At 50.5% G+C, this 14,390-nt stretch carries 12 protein-coding genes, 4 tRNA genes and 1 other RNA gene; 15 read left to right on the forward strand and 2 right to left on the reverse strand.

Going from position 1 to position 14,390, the window contains the following annotated elements:
• The first annotated feature begins 267 nt into the window (after positions 1–267).
• Together murB and birA are read left to right on the forward strand one after the other, a co-directional pair.
• On the forward strand, positions 268–1,305 hold the full coding sequence (murB, locus tag SERAS12_RS01145) for a UDP-N-acetylmuramate dehydrogenase (RefSeq protein ID WP_013811121.1): 1,038 nt from the start codon (positions 268–270) through the stop codon (positions 1,303–1,305).
• Entirely contained in the window at positions 1,302–2,264 is a 963-nt protein-coding gene (gene birA, locus SERAS12_RS01150) for a bifunctional biotin--[acetyl-CoA-carboxylase] ligase/biotin operon repressor BirA (RefSeq protein ID WP_013811122.1), read from the forward strand. The genes murB and birA overlap by 4 nt, the downstream gene beginning before the upstream one ends.
• Before the next feature lie 46 nt (positions 2,265–2,310).
• On the opposite strand, the gene coaA is transcribed toward birA, so the two are convergent.
• The gene (gene coaA / locus SERAS12_RS01155) at positions 2,311–3,261 is read right to left on the reverse strand and encodes a type I pantothenate kinase (protein ID WP_004954043.1); all 951 of its coding nucleotides are present in this window, start codon (positions 3,259–3,261) and stop codon (positions 2,311–2,313) included.
• A 219-nt stretch (positions 3,262–3,480) separates the two neighbouring features.
• Entirely contained in the window at positions 3,481–4,029 is a 549-nt protein-coding gene (locus SERAS12_RS01160; protein ID WP_013811123.1) for a GNAT family N-acetyltransferase, read from the reverse strand.
• 395 nt (positions 4,030–4,424) lie between these two features.
• Here SERAS12_RS01160 and SERAS12_RS01165 point away from each other — a divergent pair.
• The 13 genes from SERAS12_RS01165 (at position 4,425) to rpoB (ending at position 14,356) form a co-directional block, all read left to right on the forward strand.
• Positions 4,425–4,500: transfer RNA gene (locus SERAS12_RS01165), tRNA-Thr, on the forward strand.
• Positions 4,501–4,524: 24 nt separating this feature from the next.
• A tRNA-Tyr gene (locus SERAS12_RS01170) sits at positions 4,525–4,609 on the forward strand.
• 46 nt (positions 4,610–4,655) lie between these two features.
• Positions 4,656–4,771, forward strand: a non-coding RNA gene (locus SERAS12_RS25210) — RtT sRNA.
• A 37-nt stretch (positions 4,772–4,808) separates the two neighbouring features.
• Positions 4,809–4,883, forward strand: a tRNA-Gly gene (locus SERAS12_RS01175).
• A gap of 6 nt (positions 4,884–4,889) precedes the next feature.
• A tRNA-Thr gene (locus tag SERAS12_RS01180) sits at positions 4,890–4,965 on the forward strand.
• Positions 4,966–5,074: 109 nt separating this feature from the next.
• Positions 5,075–6,259, forward strand: a complete 1,185-nt coding sequence (tuf, locus tag SERAS12_RS01185; protein ID WP_013811124.1) for an elongation factor Tu — start codon at positions 5,075–5,077, stop codon at positions 6,257–6,259.
• Positions 6,260–6,517: 258 nt separating this feature from the next.
• Positions 6,518–6,901 carry a preprotein translocase subunit SecE gene (secE, locus tag SERAS12_RS01190; RefSeq protein ID WP_013811125.1) on the forward strand — a complete coding sequence of 128 codons (384 nt, stop codon included), beginning with the start codon at positions 6,518–6,520 and terminating at the stop codon, positions 6,899–6,901.
• A gap of 1 nt (position 6,902) precedes the next feature.
• Complete coding sequence (gene nusG, locus SERAS12_RS01195) at positions 6,903–7,448, forward strand: transcription termination/antitermination protein NusG (RefSeq protein WP_004953928.1); 546 nt, start codon at positions 6,903–6,905, stop codon at positions 7,446–7,448.
• 157 nt (positions 7,449–7,605) lie between these two features.
• Positions 7,606–8,034: a 50S ribosomal protein L11 gene (rplK, locus tag SERAS12_RS01200; protein WP_006323135.1), complete on the forward strand. Its 429-nt coding sequence runs from the start codon at positions 7,606–7,608 to the stop codon at positions 8,032–8,034.
• Positions 8,035–8,037: 3 nt separating this feature from the next.
• Positions 8,038–8,742, forward strand: coding sequence for a 50S ribosomal protein L1 (gene rplA, locus SERAS12_RS01205; protein WP_012004742.1), 705 nt, complete (start codon positions 8,038–8,040; stop codon positions 8,740–8,742).
• Positions 8,743–9,072: 330 nt separating this feature from the next.
• Positions 9,073–9,570 carry a 50S ribosomal protein L10 gene (rplJ, locus tag SERAS12_RS01210; RefSeq protein ID WP_006323136.1) on the forward strand — a complete coding sequence of 166 codons (498 nt, stop codon included), beginning with the start codon at positions 9,073–9,075 and terminating at the stop codon, positions 9,568–9,570.
• 62 nt (positions 9,571–9,632) lie between these two features.
• Entirely contained in the window at positions 9,633–9,998 is a 366-nt protein-coding gene (rplL, locus tag SERAS12_RS01215) for a 50S ribosomal protein L7/L12 (protein WP_006323137.1), read from the forward strand.
• A 329-nt stretch (positions 9,999–10,327) separates the two neighbouring features.
• Positions 10,328–14,356, forward strand: a complete 4,029-nt coding sequence (gene rpoB / locus SERAS12_RS01220; protein WP_013811126.1) for a DNA-directed RNA polymerase subunit beta — start codon at positions 10,328–10,330, stop codon at positions 14,354–14,356.
• The last annotated feature ends 34 nt before the right edge of the window (positions 14,357–14,390 follow it).

The following is a 14,390-nucleotide window of genomic DNA, read 5'->3' on the forward strand; positions in this document are numbered from 1 at the left end:
ACATATAAAGAGCGATAAATAGTAGGCATTGTGCTGCGTGACCATAGGCGTCAAATTAAGATAATACCTTTATTAATCACGCCGCTCATTATCTTCATTACATTACCTCATCTATTTATATAAATATTTCCTTATAAAACAATTAGAAATATATTCCATGCGGATGATTACTTGGCTAAATTAAAAACAATAAAAACAAATATTAGCCTAGCGCGTCGAATCTAGTAGACTAGGTAAAAGTTTATTTCCGTATAGGTATTTAACGTTATGTCTACTGAACGTGCGTCTTTAAAAACACACAATACCTTTGCGCTCCCGGTTAACGCAGCGCAGCTGGTCATTGCAGATAGAATCGAACTAATGATCAAGGTTTGGCAGAAAACGCAAAAGCGTCAAGAGCCATTGTTGGTGCTCGGTGAAGGAAGTAATGTCCTGTTTCTTGAGGATTTTGCCGGTACGGTTATGATCAATCAATTCAAAGGCATCGATATCAGAGAAGAGACAGATGCCTGGTACCTTCATGTTGGTGCCGGCGAAAACTGGCATGGTTTGGTCTGCAATACGTTGGATAACGGTATTCCTGGGCTGGAAAACCTGGCTTTGATTCCGGGTCTGGTCGGTTCTGCGCCTATTCAAAATATTGGTGCCTACGGTATCGAACTGAAAAGTGTATGCGACTACGTTGATTTACTGGACTTTAATACTGGTGCCATCGATCGTATCCCGACATCAGAGTGCGGATTCGGTTATCGTGAAAGCATTTTCAAGCATGATTTTCAGACCGGCCATATCATTGTCGGCGTAGGCTTGCGATTGAGCAAACAGTGGAGCCCGATGCTGAATTATGGCGATCTGACGAAACTGGATCCGGAAACGGTGACGCCACGTCAGATATTTGAGTCGGTATGCGCCATGCGCCGCAGCAAGTTGCCTGATCCCGCGGTTACCGGTAATGCAGGTAGTTTCTTCAAGAATCCGCTGGTCAGTGAGCAGAAGGGCGCTGAGCTGGTTGCTCTTTATCCGGGTATGCCACATTATCCGCAACAGGATGGCCAGGTGAAGCTGGCTGCCGGCTGGTTGATCGACCAGTGTGAGCTGAAGGGTTATCAAATTGGCGGTGCAGCGGTACATCGTCAACAGGCGCTTGTTCTGGTTAACCTGGGTGATGCCTGTAGCCAGGACGTAGTCGCTTTGGCTCGCCATGTACGTAATACGGTAGCGAAGAAGTTCGATGTGTGGTTGGAGCCTGAAGTTCGTTTTATCGGTGCGACGGGTGAACGTAATGCTGTGGAAGTTCTCTCATGAAAGACTCTAAAGTCCCACTAAAGATAATTGCGCTATTGGCTGATGGGAGTTTCCATTCAGGAGAGCATCTGGGCGAGTATCTCGGGATGAGTCGCGCAGCGATTAATAAACATATCCAGACAATTCGTGAGTGGGGTCTGGATGTATTTACCGTGCCGGGAAAAGGATACAGTCTGCCTGCTCCCATCCAACTGCTAGATTCAAAACGTATTCTTGGCCAACTGGCAGATAAGCGTGTAACTGTGTTATCGGTAGTAGACTCCACCAACCAATATCTGCTGGACCGCATCACTGAGTTACAATCGGGTGATGCCTGTGTCGCTGAGTATCAGCAGGCGGGGCGTGGCCGACGCGGGCGGCAATGGATATCGCCGTTTGGTGCTAATCTGTATCTTTCGATGTTTTGGCGTCTGGAGCAGGGACCGGCAGCGGCAATGGGTCTGAGCCTGGTGATTGGTATAGTGATGGCGGAGGTGTTGCAACGCCTTGGCGCTGAGGAGGTCAGGGTTAAATGGCCTAATGATTTATACCTCAACGATCGTAAACTGGCTGGTATCTTGGTTGAATTAACAGGAAAAACCGGTGATGCTGCGCAGTTGGTGATGGGCGCTGGTATCAATTTGGCGATGCGTGAAAGCAATGCCAATGCTATCAATCAGGGTTGGATAAATCTGCAGGAAGCAGGGATTAGCATAGATCGCAATGAGCTGGCAGCAACCTTGCTGAATGAGTTGCGCCAATCTTTGCAGCAGTTTGAGATTGATGGACTGGCACCCTTTATTTCGCGATGGCGTGCTTTGGATAACTTTATTGATCGGCCTGTTAAACTGCTAATAGGCGAACAACAAATTTTTGGTATTGCGCGTGGTATTGATCAGCAAGGGGCATTACTGCTCGAACAGAATGGTGCGATAAAGCCATTTATCGGGGGGGAAATATCTCTACGTAGCGCCGAATAACAATTATTGATAGGGGACCAAGATTGTCCCCATCTGTTTTATAGCATTATTTCCTCAATCGCACATGTTCGACCGCATGATTAGCGCTTTTCGTCATTATCAGGCTGGCTCGCTCACGGGTTGGAAGAATATTTTGCTGTAAATTCAATCCATTAATCTCGTTCCATAGTTGGGTGGCAATGTTAATGGCCTCCGGCTCTGGCAGCTTTGCGTAGTTATGGAAATAAGAGTCAGGATTAGAAAATGCACCCTGACGAAATTTCAGGAACCGATTGATATACCAGGTTTGCAGCAATTGCTCCGGTGCATCGACATATATTGAGAAATCAACGAAGTCAGAAACAAATACGTGATGTGGATCGTGAGGGTAATCCATTCCGCTCTGTAATACGTTTAGTCCTTCCAGAATAAGAATATCTGGTTGCTCAATAACTTTATTGCCATCCGGAACGACGTCATAGATCAGGTGGGAATATACGGGTGCCGTCACGCGTTTGGCGCCGGATTTCACCTCAGAAACGAATTTCACCAAGCTGTGCATATCGTAAGACTGCGGGAATCCTTTTTTCTTCATCAACCCCCGTTCGTTCAGCACCTTATTAGGGTGCAGGAAACCGTCGGTGGTGATCAGTTCAACACTCCGATGCTCCGGCCAACTGCTGAGTAATGCCTGGAGTAAACGTGCGGTAGTACTTTTACCTACGGCAACGCTGCCGGCAATGCCGATGACATAGGGAATTTTCTGGCCATCGGTACCGAGAAATTGTTCAAGTACGGCCTGACGACGAAGGTTGGAACTGATATAAAAATTCAGCAGACGCGATAGCGGCAGATAAATCTGTGCTACCTCTTCCAAAGAGAGATCTTCGTTAATCCCTTTTAGTTTAACGATCTCTTCTTCTGACAGCGTCAGCGGCACCGAATCTCGCAACGCAGCCCACTGGGTACGATCGAACTGAAGGTAAGGCGTCGCTAAAGATTGATCTCTTTTTATCATAAGCCAAATTCTGCCTGTTAACGCAGGTTGGGAAAGGCGCCAGACGCCAAGTCCAGATAATAAACAAGCTGCATATTATAGACAGCTTGGTTTTTGGCGTAGACTTTTTTCGCAAAAGTTGGCGATTAGTAGGAGTTTATGTCAATTGTGCGAGGCGGCGCGCAGTTGATTGATAGGGGCCGCAAAGCGGTATCACCCGGTGATGATACCGCTTTCATGCTAGCTGGCGATTGCGCGAAAAGGCTGATTTACGGCAAACAGGCGTTTGTAATAAATCACCGTGGGATGGTAACTGCCATCTGGCGCGGCGGCATAATCCGGCAGCTCACCCAGGAAGCGATAACCAAGAGAACGATACAAGGCTTCTGCAGCTGAGCCGGTCTGAGTATCTAGATACAACAAGCCTCGATGCTGCTGCAGGGCGCTCTTCTCTAATGCCTTCATTAAGGCGTGCCCAACACCGTTACGCTGTGCGCGGCTGTGCACCAACAGTTTTTGTACCTCAGCGCGATTGCGGCCATTCGGTTTTTGGCAGAACTCGAGTTGCACGGTGCCGATGACGCCACTGTCATCCCTGGCGATCCACAGCAGCAGCTCTCCTTTGGCCAGTGCCGGGCGCAGGCTATGGAAATAGCTCTCGGCATCTTCATGGGGAATCAACGTGTCATAGTCGACAGAAGCGCCGTGAGCGACCGCATCGGTTAATAGACGGGCCAGCTCATCGCGGTAAATAGGTAACGTGGCTGCATTAATCAAAACAAGTTTCATTGGTCATTCCTCCTGGGCGGGGGTAATGAAAAGAAGCAATAACTGCGCCAAAGCGGTAAGGGCGCATTGATGGCTAGGCCGATGAAGTCTGAGCGCAGTTTATGCATCCGCATAGGGCAGTATCCTCTTTGTGGTGCATCGGCTTGGCTCAGGGTTTGCCAAAATTCGAACGATCGGTTTGAGATTGCCAGTACGGAGAAATACCGAGTCAACACTTGTAAAAATCCAATAGATTTTTGCAGAATGATGCTTGCGATTGATGAATGTTTGCACGTCGTGCGGTGCGAATTGCCCGGTAGTATGCAAAATTGGGTGATTTGTGAGCGAAAGTGCGCGGAACGCAATTTTTTTGTTGCATAGGTCGCTCGCTCTACCTAGAATGCGCTGCACTTGATGCCGGCTTAGCTCAGTTGGTAGAGCAACTGACTTGTAATCAGTAGGTCACCAGTTCGATTCCGGTAGCCGGCACCAATCAAGTCACAGTAGTTAAAATCTGGTGGGGTTCCCGAGTGGCCAAAGGGAGCAGACTGTAAATCTGCCGTCACAGACTTCGAAGGTTCGAATCCTTCCCCCACCACCAAATCTTGCCTTCGGCAGTTGACTGACCAGCGGATAACTCGCAACAGTTAATGTGCGGAAGGGGAAGGCGAAAGTCTTCAGCAAGGTTCGAGTTGTGCAGTGCAAAGCGCAGCAGGCTCGAAGGGTGAGAGTTAAGCGACGAACAATCCTTCTCCCACCTAAAAATTCTACAGAAAAGTCAGGTAGCCGAGTTCCAGGATGCGGGCATCGTATAATGGCTATTACCTCAGCCTTCCAAGCTGATGATGTGGGTTCGATTCCCACTGCCCGCTCCAAGATGTGCTGATATAGCTCAGTTGGTAGAGCGCACCCTTGGTAAGGGTGAGGTCGGCAGTTCGAATCTGCCTATCAGCACCACTTCTTATTATCTCGCCCCCTGATTTTCTTTCTGTTCTGGATTCAACAAGCAAATGCTTGGTTGATGTGGTGATACCACCGATTTATCCGTGTCTTAGAGGGACAATCGATGTCTAAAGAAAAGTTTGAACGTTCAAAACCGCACGTTAACGTCGGTACTATCGGCCACGTTGACCACGGTAAAACTACCCTGACTGCAGCAATCACCACCGTTCTGGCTAAAACCTACGGCGGTTCTGCACGTGCTTTCGACCAGATCGATAACGCGCCAGAAGAAAAAGCTCGTGGTATCACCATCAACACTTCTCACGTTGAATATGACACCCCAAGCCGTCACTACGCGCACGTTGACTGCCCAGGGCACGCCGACTACGTTAAAAACATGATCACCGGTGCTGCTCAGATGGACGGCGCAATCCTGGTTGTTGCTGCGACTGACGGCCCAATGCCTCAGACCCGTGAGCACATCCTGCTGGGTCGTCAGGTTGGCGTTCCTTTCATCATCGTATTCATGAACAAATGCGACATGGTTGATGATGAAGAGCTGCTGGAACTGGTAGAAATGGAAGTTCGTGAACTTCTGTCTGCTTACGACTTCCCTGGTGATGACCTGCCGGTTGTTCGTGGTTCAGCGCTGAAAGCACTGGAAGGCGAACCTGAGTGGGAAGCTAAAATCATCGAGTTGGCCGGTTTCCTGGATTCTTACATCCCAGAACCAGAGCGTGCTATCGACAAGCCGTTCCTGCTGCCAATCGAAGACGTATTCTCCATCTCCGGTCGTGGTACCGTTGTTACCGGTCGTGTTGAGCGCGGTATCGTTAAAGTTGGCGAAGAAGTTGAAATCGTGGGTATCAAAGACACCGTTAAGTCTACCTGTACCGGCGTTGAAATGTTCCGCAAACTGCTGGACGAAGGCCGTGCTGGTGAGAACGTGGGTGTTCTGCTGCGTGGTATCAAGCGCGAAGATATCGAACGTGGTCAGGTCCTGGCTAAACCAGGTTCAATCAAGCCACACACCAAGTTTGACTCAGAAGTGTACATCCTGAGCAAAGAAGAAGGTGGTCGTCATACTCCATTCTTCAAAGGCTACCGTCCACAGTTCTACTTCCGTACAACTGACGTGACCGGTACCATCGAACTGCCAGAAGGCGTAGAGATGGTAATGCCAGGTGACAACGTGAACATGGTTGTTACCCTGATCCACCCAATCGCGATGGACGACGGCCTGCGTTTCGCAATCCGTGAAGGCGGCCGTACTGTTGGCGCTGGTGTTGTTGCTAAAGTTATCGCTTAATCGCTGATAACATTTGACGCGACACGCGGTAAAAGGGCATCATTTGATGCCCTTTTTCTACGCTGTGAACTAGAACCTATCTCATCAGCGATTTTGCAGTCATAATCATTGGTGAGATGGGCTCTTAAACCGTATTGACTGAGATACGTCATAGCGTAAAACACCGAAATGCTGCCGAAGCAGCATCTGATCGGTTTGGTTTGCCTCGCGGTGTGAGGCAAAGTTGTCTGTTCTGAATTCATTGTGACAGGTTGGTTTATGAGTGCGAATACCGAGGCTCAAGGGAGCGGGCGCGGCCTGGAAGCGGCTAAGTGGCTGATCGTCGCCGTTCTGTTGGTTGTGGCTATTGTCGGTAATTATTACTACCGTGATTTCAGCCTGCCATTACGTGCGCTGGCTGTTGTAGTAGTTATCGCCGTTGCAGGCGCAGTAGCGCTGATGACCACCAAAGGCAAAGCTACCGTTGCGTTTGCGCGCGAAGCGCGTACTGAAGTGCGCAAAGTGATTTGGCCAACTCGTCAGGAAACGCTACATACCACGTTGATCGTTGCCGCGGTAACTGCCGTGATGTCGCTGATTCTGTGGGGGCTGGATGGTATTCTGGTCCGTCTGGTATCGTTTATTACTGGCCTGAGGTTCTAAAATGTCTGAAGCTCCAAAAAAACGTTGGTACGTCGTTCAGGCGTTTTCCGGTTTTGAAGGTCGCGTTGCGCAATCGCTGCGTGAACATATCAAACTGCACGATATGGAAGAGCTGTTCGGCGAAGTGATGGTTCCTACGGAAGAAGTTGTTGAAATCCGTGGTGGCCAACGCCGTAAAAGCGAGCGCAAATTCTTCCCGGGCTATGTGCTGGTTCAGATGGTGATGAATGACGCTAGCTGGCACTTGGTGCGCAGCGTTCCACGCGTAATGGGTTTCATCGGCGGTACCTCTGACCGTCCGGCACCGATCAGCGATAAAGAAGTCGATGCGATTATGAACCGCCTGCAGCAGGTTGGTGATAAGCCGCGTCCTAAAACGCTGTTCGAACCGGGTGAACTGGTCCGCGTTAACGATGGTCCATTCGCTGACTTCAACGGTGTTGTCGAAGAAGTGGATTACGAGAAGAGTCGCCTGAAAGTTTCTGTCTCCATCTTTGGGCGTGCAACGCCGGTGGAACTGGATTTTGCTCAGGTTGAAAAAGGCTGATCAATTAATCAGCAATAAGTGGCTTTTGCCGCTTGTCAGAGGCGCGAAATTGAACTATAATTTCGCGCCTTTTGTTTTTATAGGCCTTGCTCGTTGAGCGGGGTGAAACACGGGGAGCCTCTTTTGAGGCGTTATTACCCAAACCGAGGAATTGTAAATGGCCAAGAAAGTACAAGCCTACGTTAAGCTGCAAGTTGCAGCCGGTATGGCGAACCCAAGTCCGCCAGTTGGTCCAGCTCTGGGTCAGCAAGGCGTTAACATCATGGAATTCTGTAAGGCGTTCAATGCTAAGACTGACAGCGTTGAGAAAGGTCTGCCGATTCCGGTTGTTATTACTGTTTATTCTGACCGCTCCTTCACTTTCGTTACCAAAACCCCGCCAGCAGCAGTTCTGCTGAAAAAAGCGGCTGGTATCAAGTCTGGTTCAGGCAAGCCGAACAAAGACAAAGTAGGTAAAGTGACTAGTGCTCAGGTACGTGAAATCGCAGAAACCAAAGCTGCGGACATGACTGGTTCTAACGTTGAAGCGATGACTCGCTCCATCGAAGGTACTGCTCGTTCCATGGGCCTGGTAGTGGAGGATTAAGAAATGGCTAAGCTGACCAAGCGCATGCGCGTGATCCGTGACAAAGTTGATGCTACTAAACAGTATGACATCACCGAAGCTGTTGCTCTGCTGAAAGAGCTGGCCACTGCTAAATTCGTAGAAAGCGTTGACGTTGCTGTTAACCTCGGCATCGACGCTCGTAAATCTGACCAAAACGTTCGTGGCGCTACCGTTCTGCCAAACGGCACCGGTCGTTCCGTTCGCGTTGCCGTATTTGCCCAAGGCCCTAACGCTGAAGCAGCTAAAGCTGCTGGCGCAGAGCTGGTAGGTATGGAAGATCTGGCAGACCAGATCAAGAAAGGCGAAATGAACTTCGACGTTGTTATTGCATCTCCAGATGCAATGCGCGTTGTTGGTCAACTGGGCCAGATCCTGGGTCCACGTGGCCTGATGCCAAACCCGAAAGTGGGTACCGTTACTCCGAACGTTGCTGAAGCAGTGAAAAACGCTAAAGCAGGCCAGGTTCGTTACCGTAACGACAAAAACGGCATCATCCATACCACTATCGGTAAGGTTGATTTCGAGTCAGACAAGCTGAAAGAAAACCTGGAAGCTCTGCTGGTTGCGCTGAAAAAGGCAAAACCATCTCAGGCTAAAGGCGTGTACATCAAGAAAGTTAGCCTCTCCACCACCATGGGTGCTGGCGTTGCTATCGATCAAAGCGGCCTGACTGCTGTAGCGAACTAATCGCCTTGCGATTATCGCTTTGACTTGGGGCTAAGATTTGTCTAGAATCTTATCCCCCAAGGTTTCGCTATTGGTCATAGCCATCAGCGGAACAAAGATTTTTCGGTTGGAGCCTGGCCTATCCAGGCCTCCGTCCAAGACCGCAGGTGTATCGAAAGGTACTTAATCCTTCCTGCGTAGACGGTGACAGAGCCTAAAGAAAATTTTAAATTGTCTTTGCTGGATTCTGCTCACCGTGTTTGAACGCTCTCACCGCGTGATTTATCACCAGGTGCTGAGTGATGTGAGTGCCGGGGATTTCCCCCGGCTAAATCCAGGAGCAAAAAGCTAATGGCATTAAATCTTCAAGACAAACAAGCGATTGTTGCTGAAGTCAACGAAGTAGCCAAAGGCGCGCTGTCTGCGGTTGTTGCGGATTCCCGTGGCGTTACCGTTGATAAAATGACTGAACTGCGTAAAGCAGGTCGTGAAGCTGGCGTTTACATGCGTGTTGTTCGTAACACCCTGATGCGTCGCGTAGTTGAAGGCACTCCGTTCGAATGCCTGAAAGACACGTTTGTCGGTCCTACCTTGATTGCATTTTCTCATGAACACCCGGGCGCTGCTGCTCGTCTGTTCAAAGATTTCGCGAAAGCGAATGCAAAGTTCGAGATTAAAGCTGCGGCCTTTGAAGGTGAGCTGATCCCTGCGGCACAAATTGACCGCTTGGCAACTCTGCCTACTTACGATGAAGCAATCGCACGCCTGATGGCAACCATGAAAGAAGCCGCTGCTGGCAAATTGGTTCGCACTCTGGCTGCACTGCGCGATCAGAAAGAAGCGGCATAAGCCCTCTCTCTTATCCGTTGCTTACGTATTTAAACTATTTCTGAATTTTAGGAACTTTTGTTATGTCTATCACTAAAGACCAAATTATCGAAGGCGTTGCAGCTCTGTCTGTAATGGAAATCGTTGAACTGATCGCCGCTATGGAAGAGAAGTTCGGTGTTTCTGCTGCTGCTGTAGCTGCAGGTCCTGCTGCTGCTGCTGAAGTTGTTGAAGAAAAAACTGAATTCGACGTTGTTCTGTCTGCTATCGGCGGCAACAAGGTTGCAGTTATCAAAGCAGTACGTGGCGCAACCGGTCTGGGCCTGAAAGAAGCCAAAGACCTGGTAGAATCTGCTCCAGCAGTACTGAAAGAAGGCATCAGCAAAGACGACGCTGAAGCACTGAAAAAAGCTCTGGAAGAAGCTGGCGCTTCTGTTGAAGTTAAGTAAGTTTAACTTCTCAGAGTGCAGTCTGACTTAACAGACTGATGGCTGGTGACTTTTTGGTCGCCAGCCTTTTTGCGCTGTAGGGCGTCAGTAGAGTTTCACACTGTTTGGCTACTGGCTAACCCCAATATTTCTTTCTATCGACGACTTAATATATTGCCCTCCCTGCCGCAGCCGAATCTGCCGCATAGCGCGATGAAATGATTTAAGCGTGATAGAAACGAGTATTGCGGAAAGTGTTCCCGCTTTCCGATCCACAAAATGGTGTTGCATGAACCGTCCTCTATCCGGACGGACAGATTGGGTCACTGATCAGCGAGCTGAGGAACCCTATGGTTTACTCCTATACCGAGAAAAAACGTATTCGTAAGGATTTTGGTAAGCGTCCACAAGTTCTGGACATACCATATCTCCTTTCTATCCAGCTTGACTCGTTCCAGAAGTTTATCGAGCAAGACCCAGAAGGGCAGTACGGCCTTGAAGCCGCATTCCGTTCTGTTTTCCCTATCCAGAGCTACAGTGGCAATTCGGAGCTGCAATACGTTAGCTACCGTCTTGGTGAGCCGGTGTTCGACGTCAAAGAGTGCCAGATCCGTGGTGTGACGTATTCTGCACCGCTGCGCGTAAAACTGCGCCTGGTAATCTATGAGCGCGAAGCTCCGGAAGGTACGGTCAAAGACATCAAGGAACAAGAAGTCTATATGGGCGAAATTCCGCTCATGACCGAAAACGGTACCTTTGTGATCAACGGTACTGAGAGGGTTATCGTATCTCAGCTTCACCGTAGTCCTGGCGTATTCTTTGACAGCGATAAGGGTAAAACCCACTCCTCGGGTAAAGTGCTGTACAACGCACGTATCATCCCTTACCGCGGTTCATGGTTGGATTTCGAGTTTGACCCGAAAGACAACCTGTTCGTGCGTATTGACCGTCGCCGTAAACTGCCTGCGACCATCATTCTGCGCGCGCTGCAATTCACCACTGAGCAGATCCTTGACCTGTTCTTTGCGAAAGTTGTGTTCGAGATCCGTGATAACAAGCTGCAGATGGAGCTGGTTCCAGAGCGTCTGCGTGGTGAAACTGCTTCGTTTGATATCGAAGCCAACGGCAAGATCTACATTGAGAAAGGCCGTCGTATCACCGCTCGTCATATCCGTCAGCTCGAAAAAGACGAAATTCAGAGTATTGAAGTACCGGTTGAGTACATTGCGGGCAAAGTGGTCGCGAAGGACTATATCGATACCAATACCGGCGAGCTGATCTGCGCAGCCAACATGGAGCTGTCGCTGGATTTGCTGGCTAAACTGAGCCAGTCAGGCCACAAGCGTATCGAAACGCTGTTCACCAACGATCTGGATCACGGTGCGTATATCTCTGAGACTATACGTGTCGACCCAACCAGCGATCGTCTGAGCGCACTGGTAGAAATCTACCGCATGATGCGCCCTGGTGAGCCGCCAACGCGCGAAGCTGCCGAAAGCCTGTTCGAGAACCTGTTCTTCTCTGAAGACCGCTACGATTTGTCTGCGGTTGGTCGTATGAAGTTCAACCGTTCCCTGCTGCGCGACGAGATCGAAGGTTCGGGTATCCTGAGCAAAGACGACATCATTGAAGTGATGAAGAAGCTCATCGATATCCGTAACGGTAAAGGCGAAGTGGACGATATCGACCATTTGGGCAACCGTCGTATCCGTTCCGTCGGCGAAATGGCTGAGAACCAGTTCCGTGTAGGCCTGGTGCGTGTTGAGCGTGCGGTTAAAGAACGTCTGTCCCTGGGCGATCTGGACACCCTGATGCCTCAGGACATGATCAACGCCAAGCCGATTTCGGCTGCGGTGAAAGAGTTCTTCGGCTCCAGCCAGCTGTCTCAATTTATGGACCAGAACAACCCGTTGTCCGAGATTACGCACAAACGTCGTATCTCTGCATTGGGCCCAGGCGGTCTGACCCGTGAACGCGCCGGCTTCGAAGTTCGAGACGTACACCCGACTCACTATGGTCGCGTGTGTCCAATCGAAACGCCGGAAGGTCCAAACATCGGTCTGATCAACTCCTTGTCCGTGTACGCACAGACCAACGAGTATGGCTTCCTGGAAACCCCGTACCGCCGCGTGCGTGACGGTCTGGTTACCGATGAAATCAACTACCTGTCTGCTATTGAAGAAGGCAACTTCGTTATCGCTCAGGCGAACTCCAACCTGGATGATGACGGCCGCTTCGAAGAAGACCTGGTCACCTGTCGTAGCAAAGGCGAATCGAGCCTGTTTAGCCGCGATCAGGTTGACTATATGGACGTATCAACCCAGCAGGTTGTCTCCGTTGGTGCTTCACTGATTCCATTCCTGGAACACGATGACGCCAACCGTGCATTGATGGGTGCGAACATGCAACGTCAGGCGGTTCCGACTCTGCGTGCTGACAAGCCGCTGGTTGGTACCGGTATGGAACGTGCGGTTGCGGTTGACTCCGGTGTTACTGCCGTAGCCAAACGTGGCGGCGTGATCCAGTACGTGGATGCTTCCCGTATCGTTATCAAAGTTAACGAAGACGAGATGCTCGCGGGCGAAGCAGGTATCGATATTTATAACCTGACCAAGTACACCCGTTCTAACCAGAACACCTGCATCAACCAGATGCCGTGTGTGAACCTGGGTGAGCCAATCGAGCGCGGCGACGTGCTGGCAGATGGCCCGTCCACGGACCTGGGTGAATTGGCGCTGGGCCAGAACATGCGCGTGGCGTTCATGCCGTGGAACGGCTACAACTTCGAAGACTCCATCTTGGTGTCCGAGCGTGTGGTTCAGGAAGATCGCTTCACGACCATCCACATTCAGGAACTGGCGTGCGTGTCTCGCGACACCAAGTTGGGGCCTGAAGAGATCACTGCCGATATCCCTAACGTGGGTGAAGCTGCGCTCTCCAAACTGGATGAATCCGGTATCGTATATATCGGTGCTGAAGTGACCGGTGGCGACATTCTGGTGGGTAAGGTAACGCCGAAAGGTGAAACCCAGCTGACGCCAGAAGAGAAGCTGCTGCGCGCGATCTTCGGTGAGAAAGCGTCTGACGTTAAAGACTCTTCTCTGCGTGTACCAAACGGCGTTTCCGGTACGGTTATCGACGTGCAGGTCTTCACCCGTGATGGCGTGGACAAAGACAAGCGTGCGTTGGAAATCGAAGAAATGCAGCTGAAGCAGGCGAAGAAAGACCTGACTGAAGAACTGCAGATCCTGGAAGCTGGCCTGTTTGCACGTATCCATGCGGTGTTGGTTGCCGGCGGCGTTGAAGCTGAGAAGCTGAGCAAGCTGCCACGCGATCGCTGGCTGGAACTGGGCCTGACCGACGAAGAGAAGCAAAACCAGCTGGAACAGCTGGCAGAGCAGTACGACGAGCTGAAATCCGACTTCGAGAAGAAGCTGGACGCCAAGCGTCGTAAGATCACCCAAGGCGACGATCTGGCACCAGGCGTGCTGAAAATCGTTAAGGTTTATCTGGCCGTTAAGCGTCAGATTCAACCGGGTGACAAGATGGCAGGCCGCCACGGTAACAAGGGTGTTATCTCCAAGATCAACCCGATCGAAGATATGCCTTACGATGAAAACGGCACGCCGGTTGACATCGTACTGAACCCGCTGGGCGTACCATCACGTATGAACATCGGTCAGATCCTGGAAACCCACCTGGGTATGGCTGCGAAAGGCATTGGTGAGAAGATCAACCAAATGCTGAAGCAGCATCAGGAAGTGGCCAAGCTGCGTGAGTTCATTCAGAAGGCTTACGATCTGGGCGACGATGTCTGCCAGAAAGTTGACCTGAACACTTTCACCGACGACGAAGTACTGCGTCTGGCAGAGAACCTGAAAAAAGGTATGCCAATCGCCACGCCGGTGTTTGATGGTGCGAAAGAGAGTGAAATCAAGCAACTGCTGGAAATGGGCGGAATCCCAACTTCTGGTCAGATTACGCTGTTCGATGGCCGTACCGGTGAGCAGTTCGAGCGCCAGGTTACCGTTGGCTATATGTACATGCTGAAACTGAACCACTTGGTTGACGATAAAATGCACGCCCGTTCAACCGGTTCGTACAGCTTGGTTACTCAGCAGCCGCTGGGTGGTAAGGCGCAGTTCGGTGGTCAACGCTTCGGTGAGATGGAAGTGTGGGCACTGGAAGCATACGGCGCAGCTTATACCCTGCAGGAAATGCTCACCGTTAAGTCGGATGACGTTAACGGCCGTACCAAGATGTACAAAAACATCGTGGATGGCGATCACCGCATGGAACCAGGCATGCCGGAGTCCTTCAACGTACTGTTGAAAGAAATCCGCTCGCTCGGTATCAACATCGAACTGGAAGACGAGTAATCGTTTTTCCGGCTCAGGCTCCCGGCCTTAGGGA

Source organism: Serratia sp. AS12, from assembly GCF_000214195.1.
Lineage (GTDB): Bacteria > Pseudomonadota > Gammaproteobacteria > Enterobacterales > Enterobacteriaceae > Serratia > Serratia plymuthica.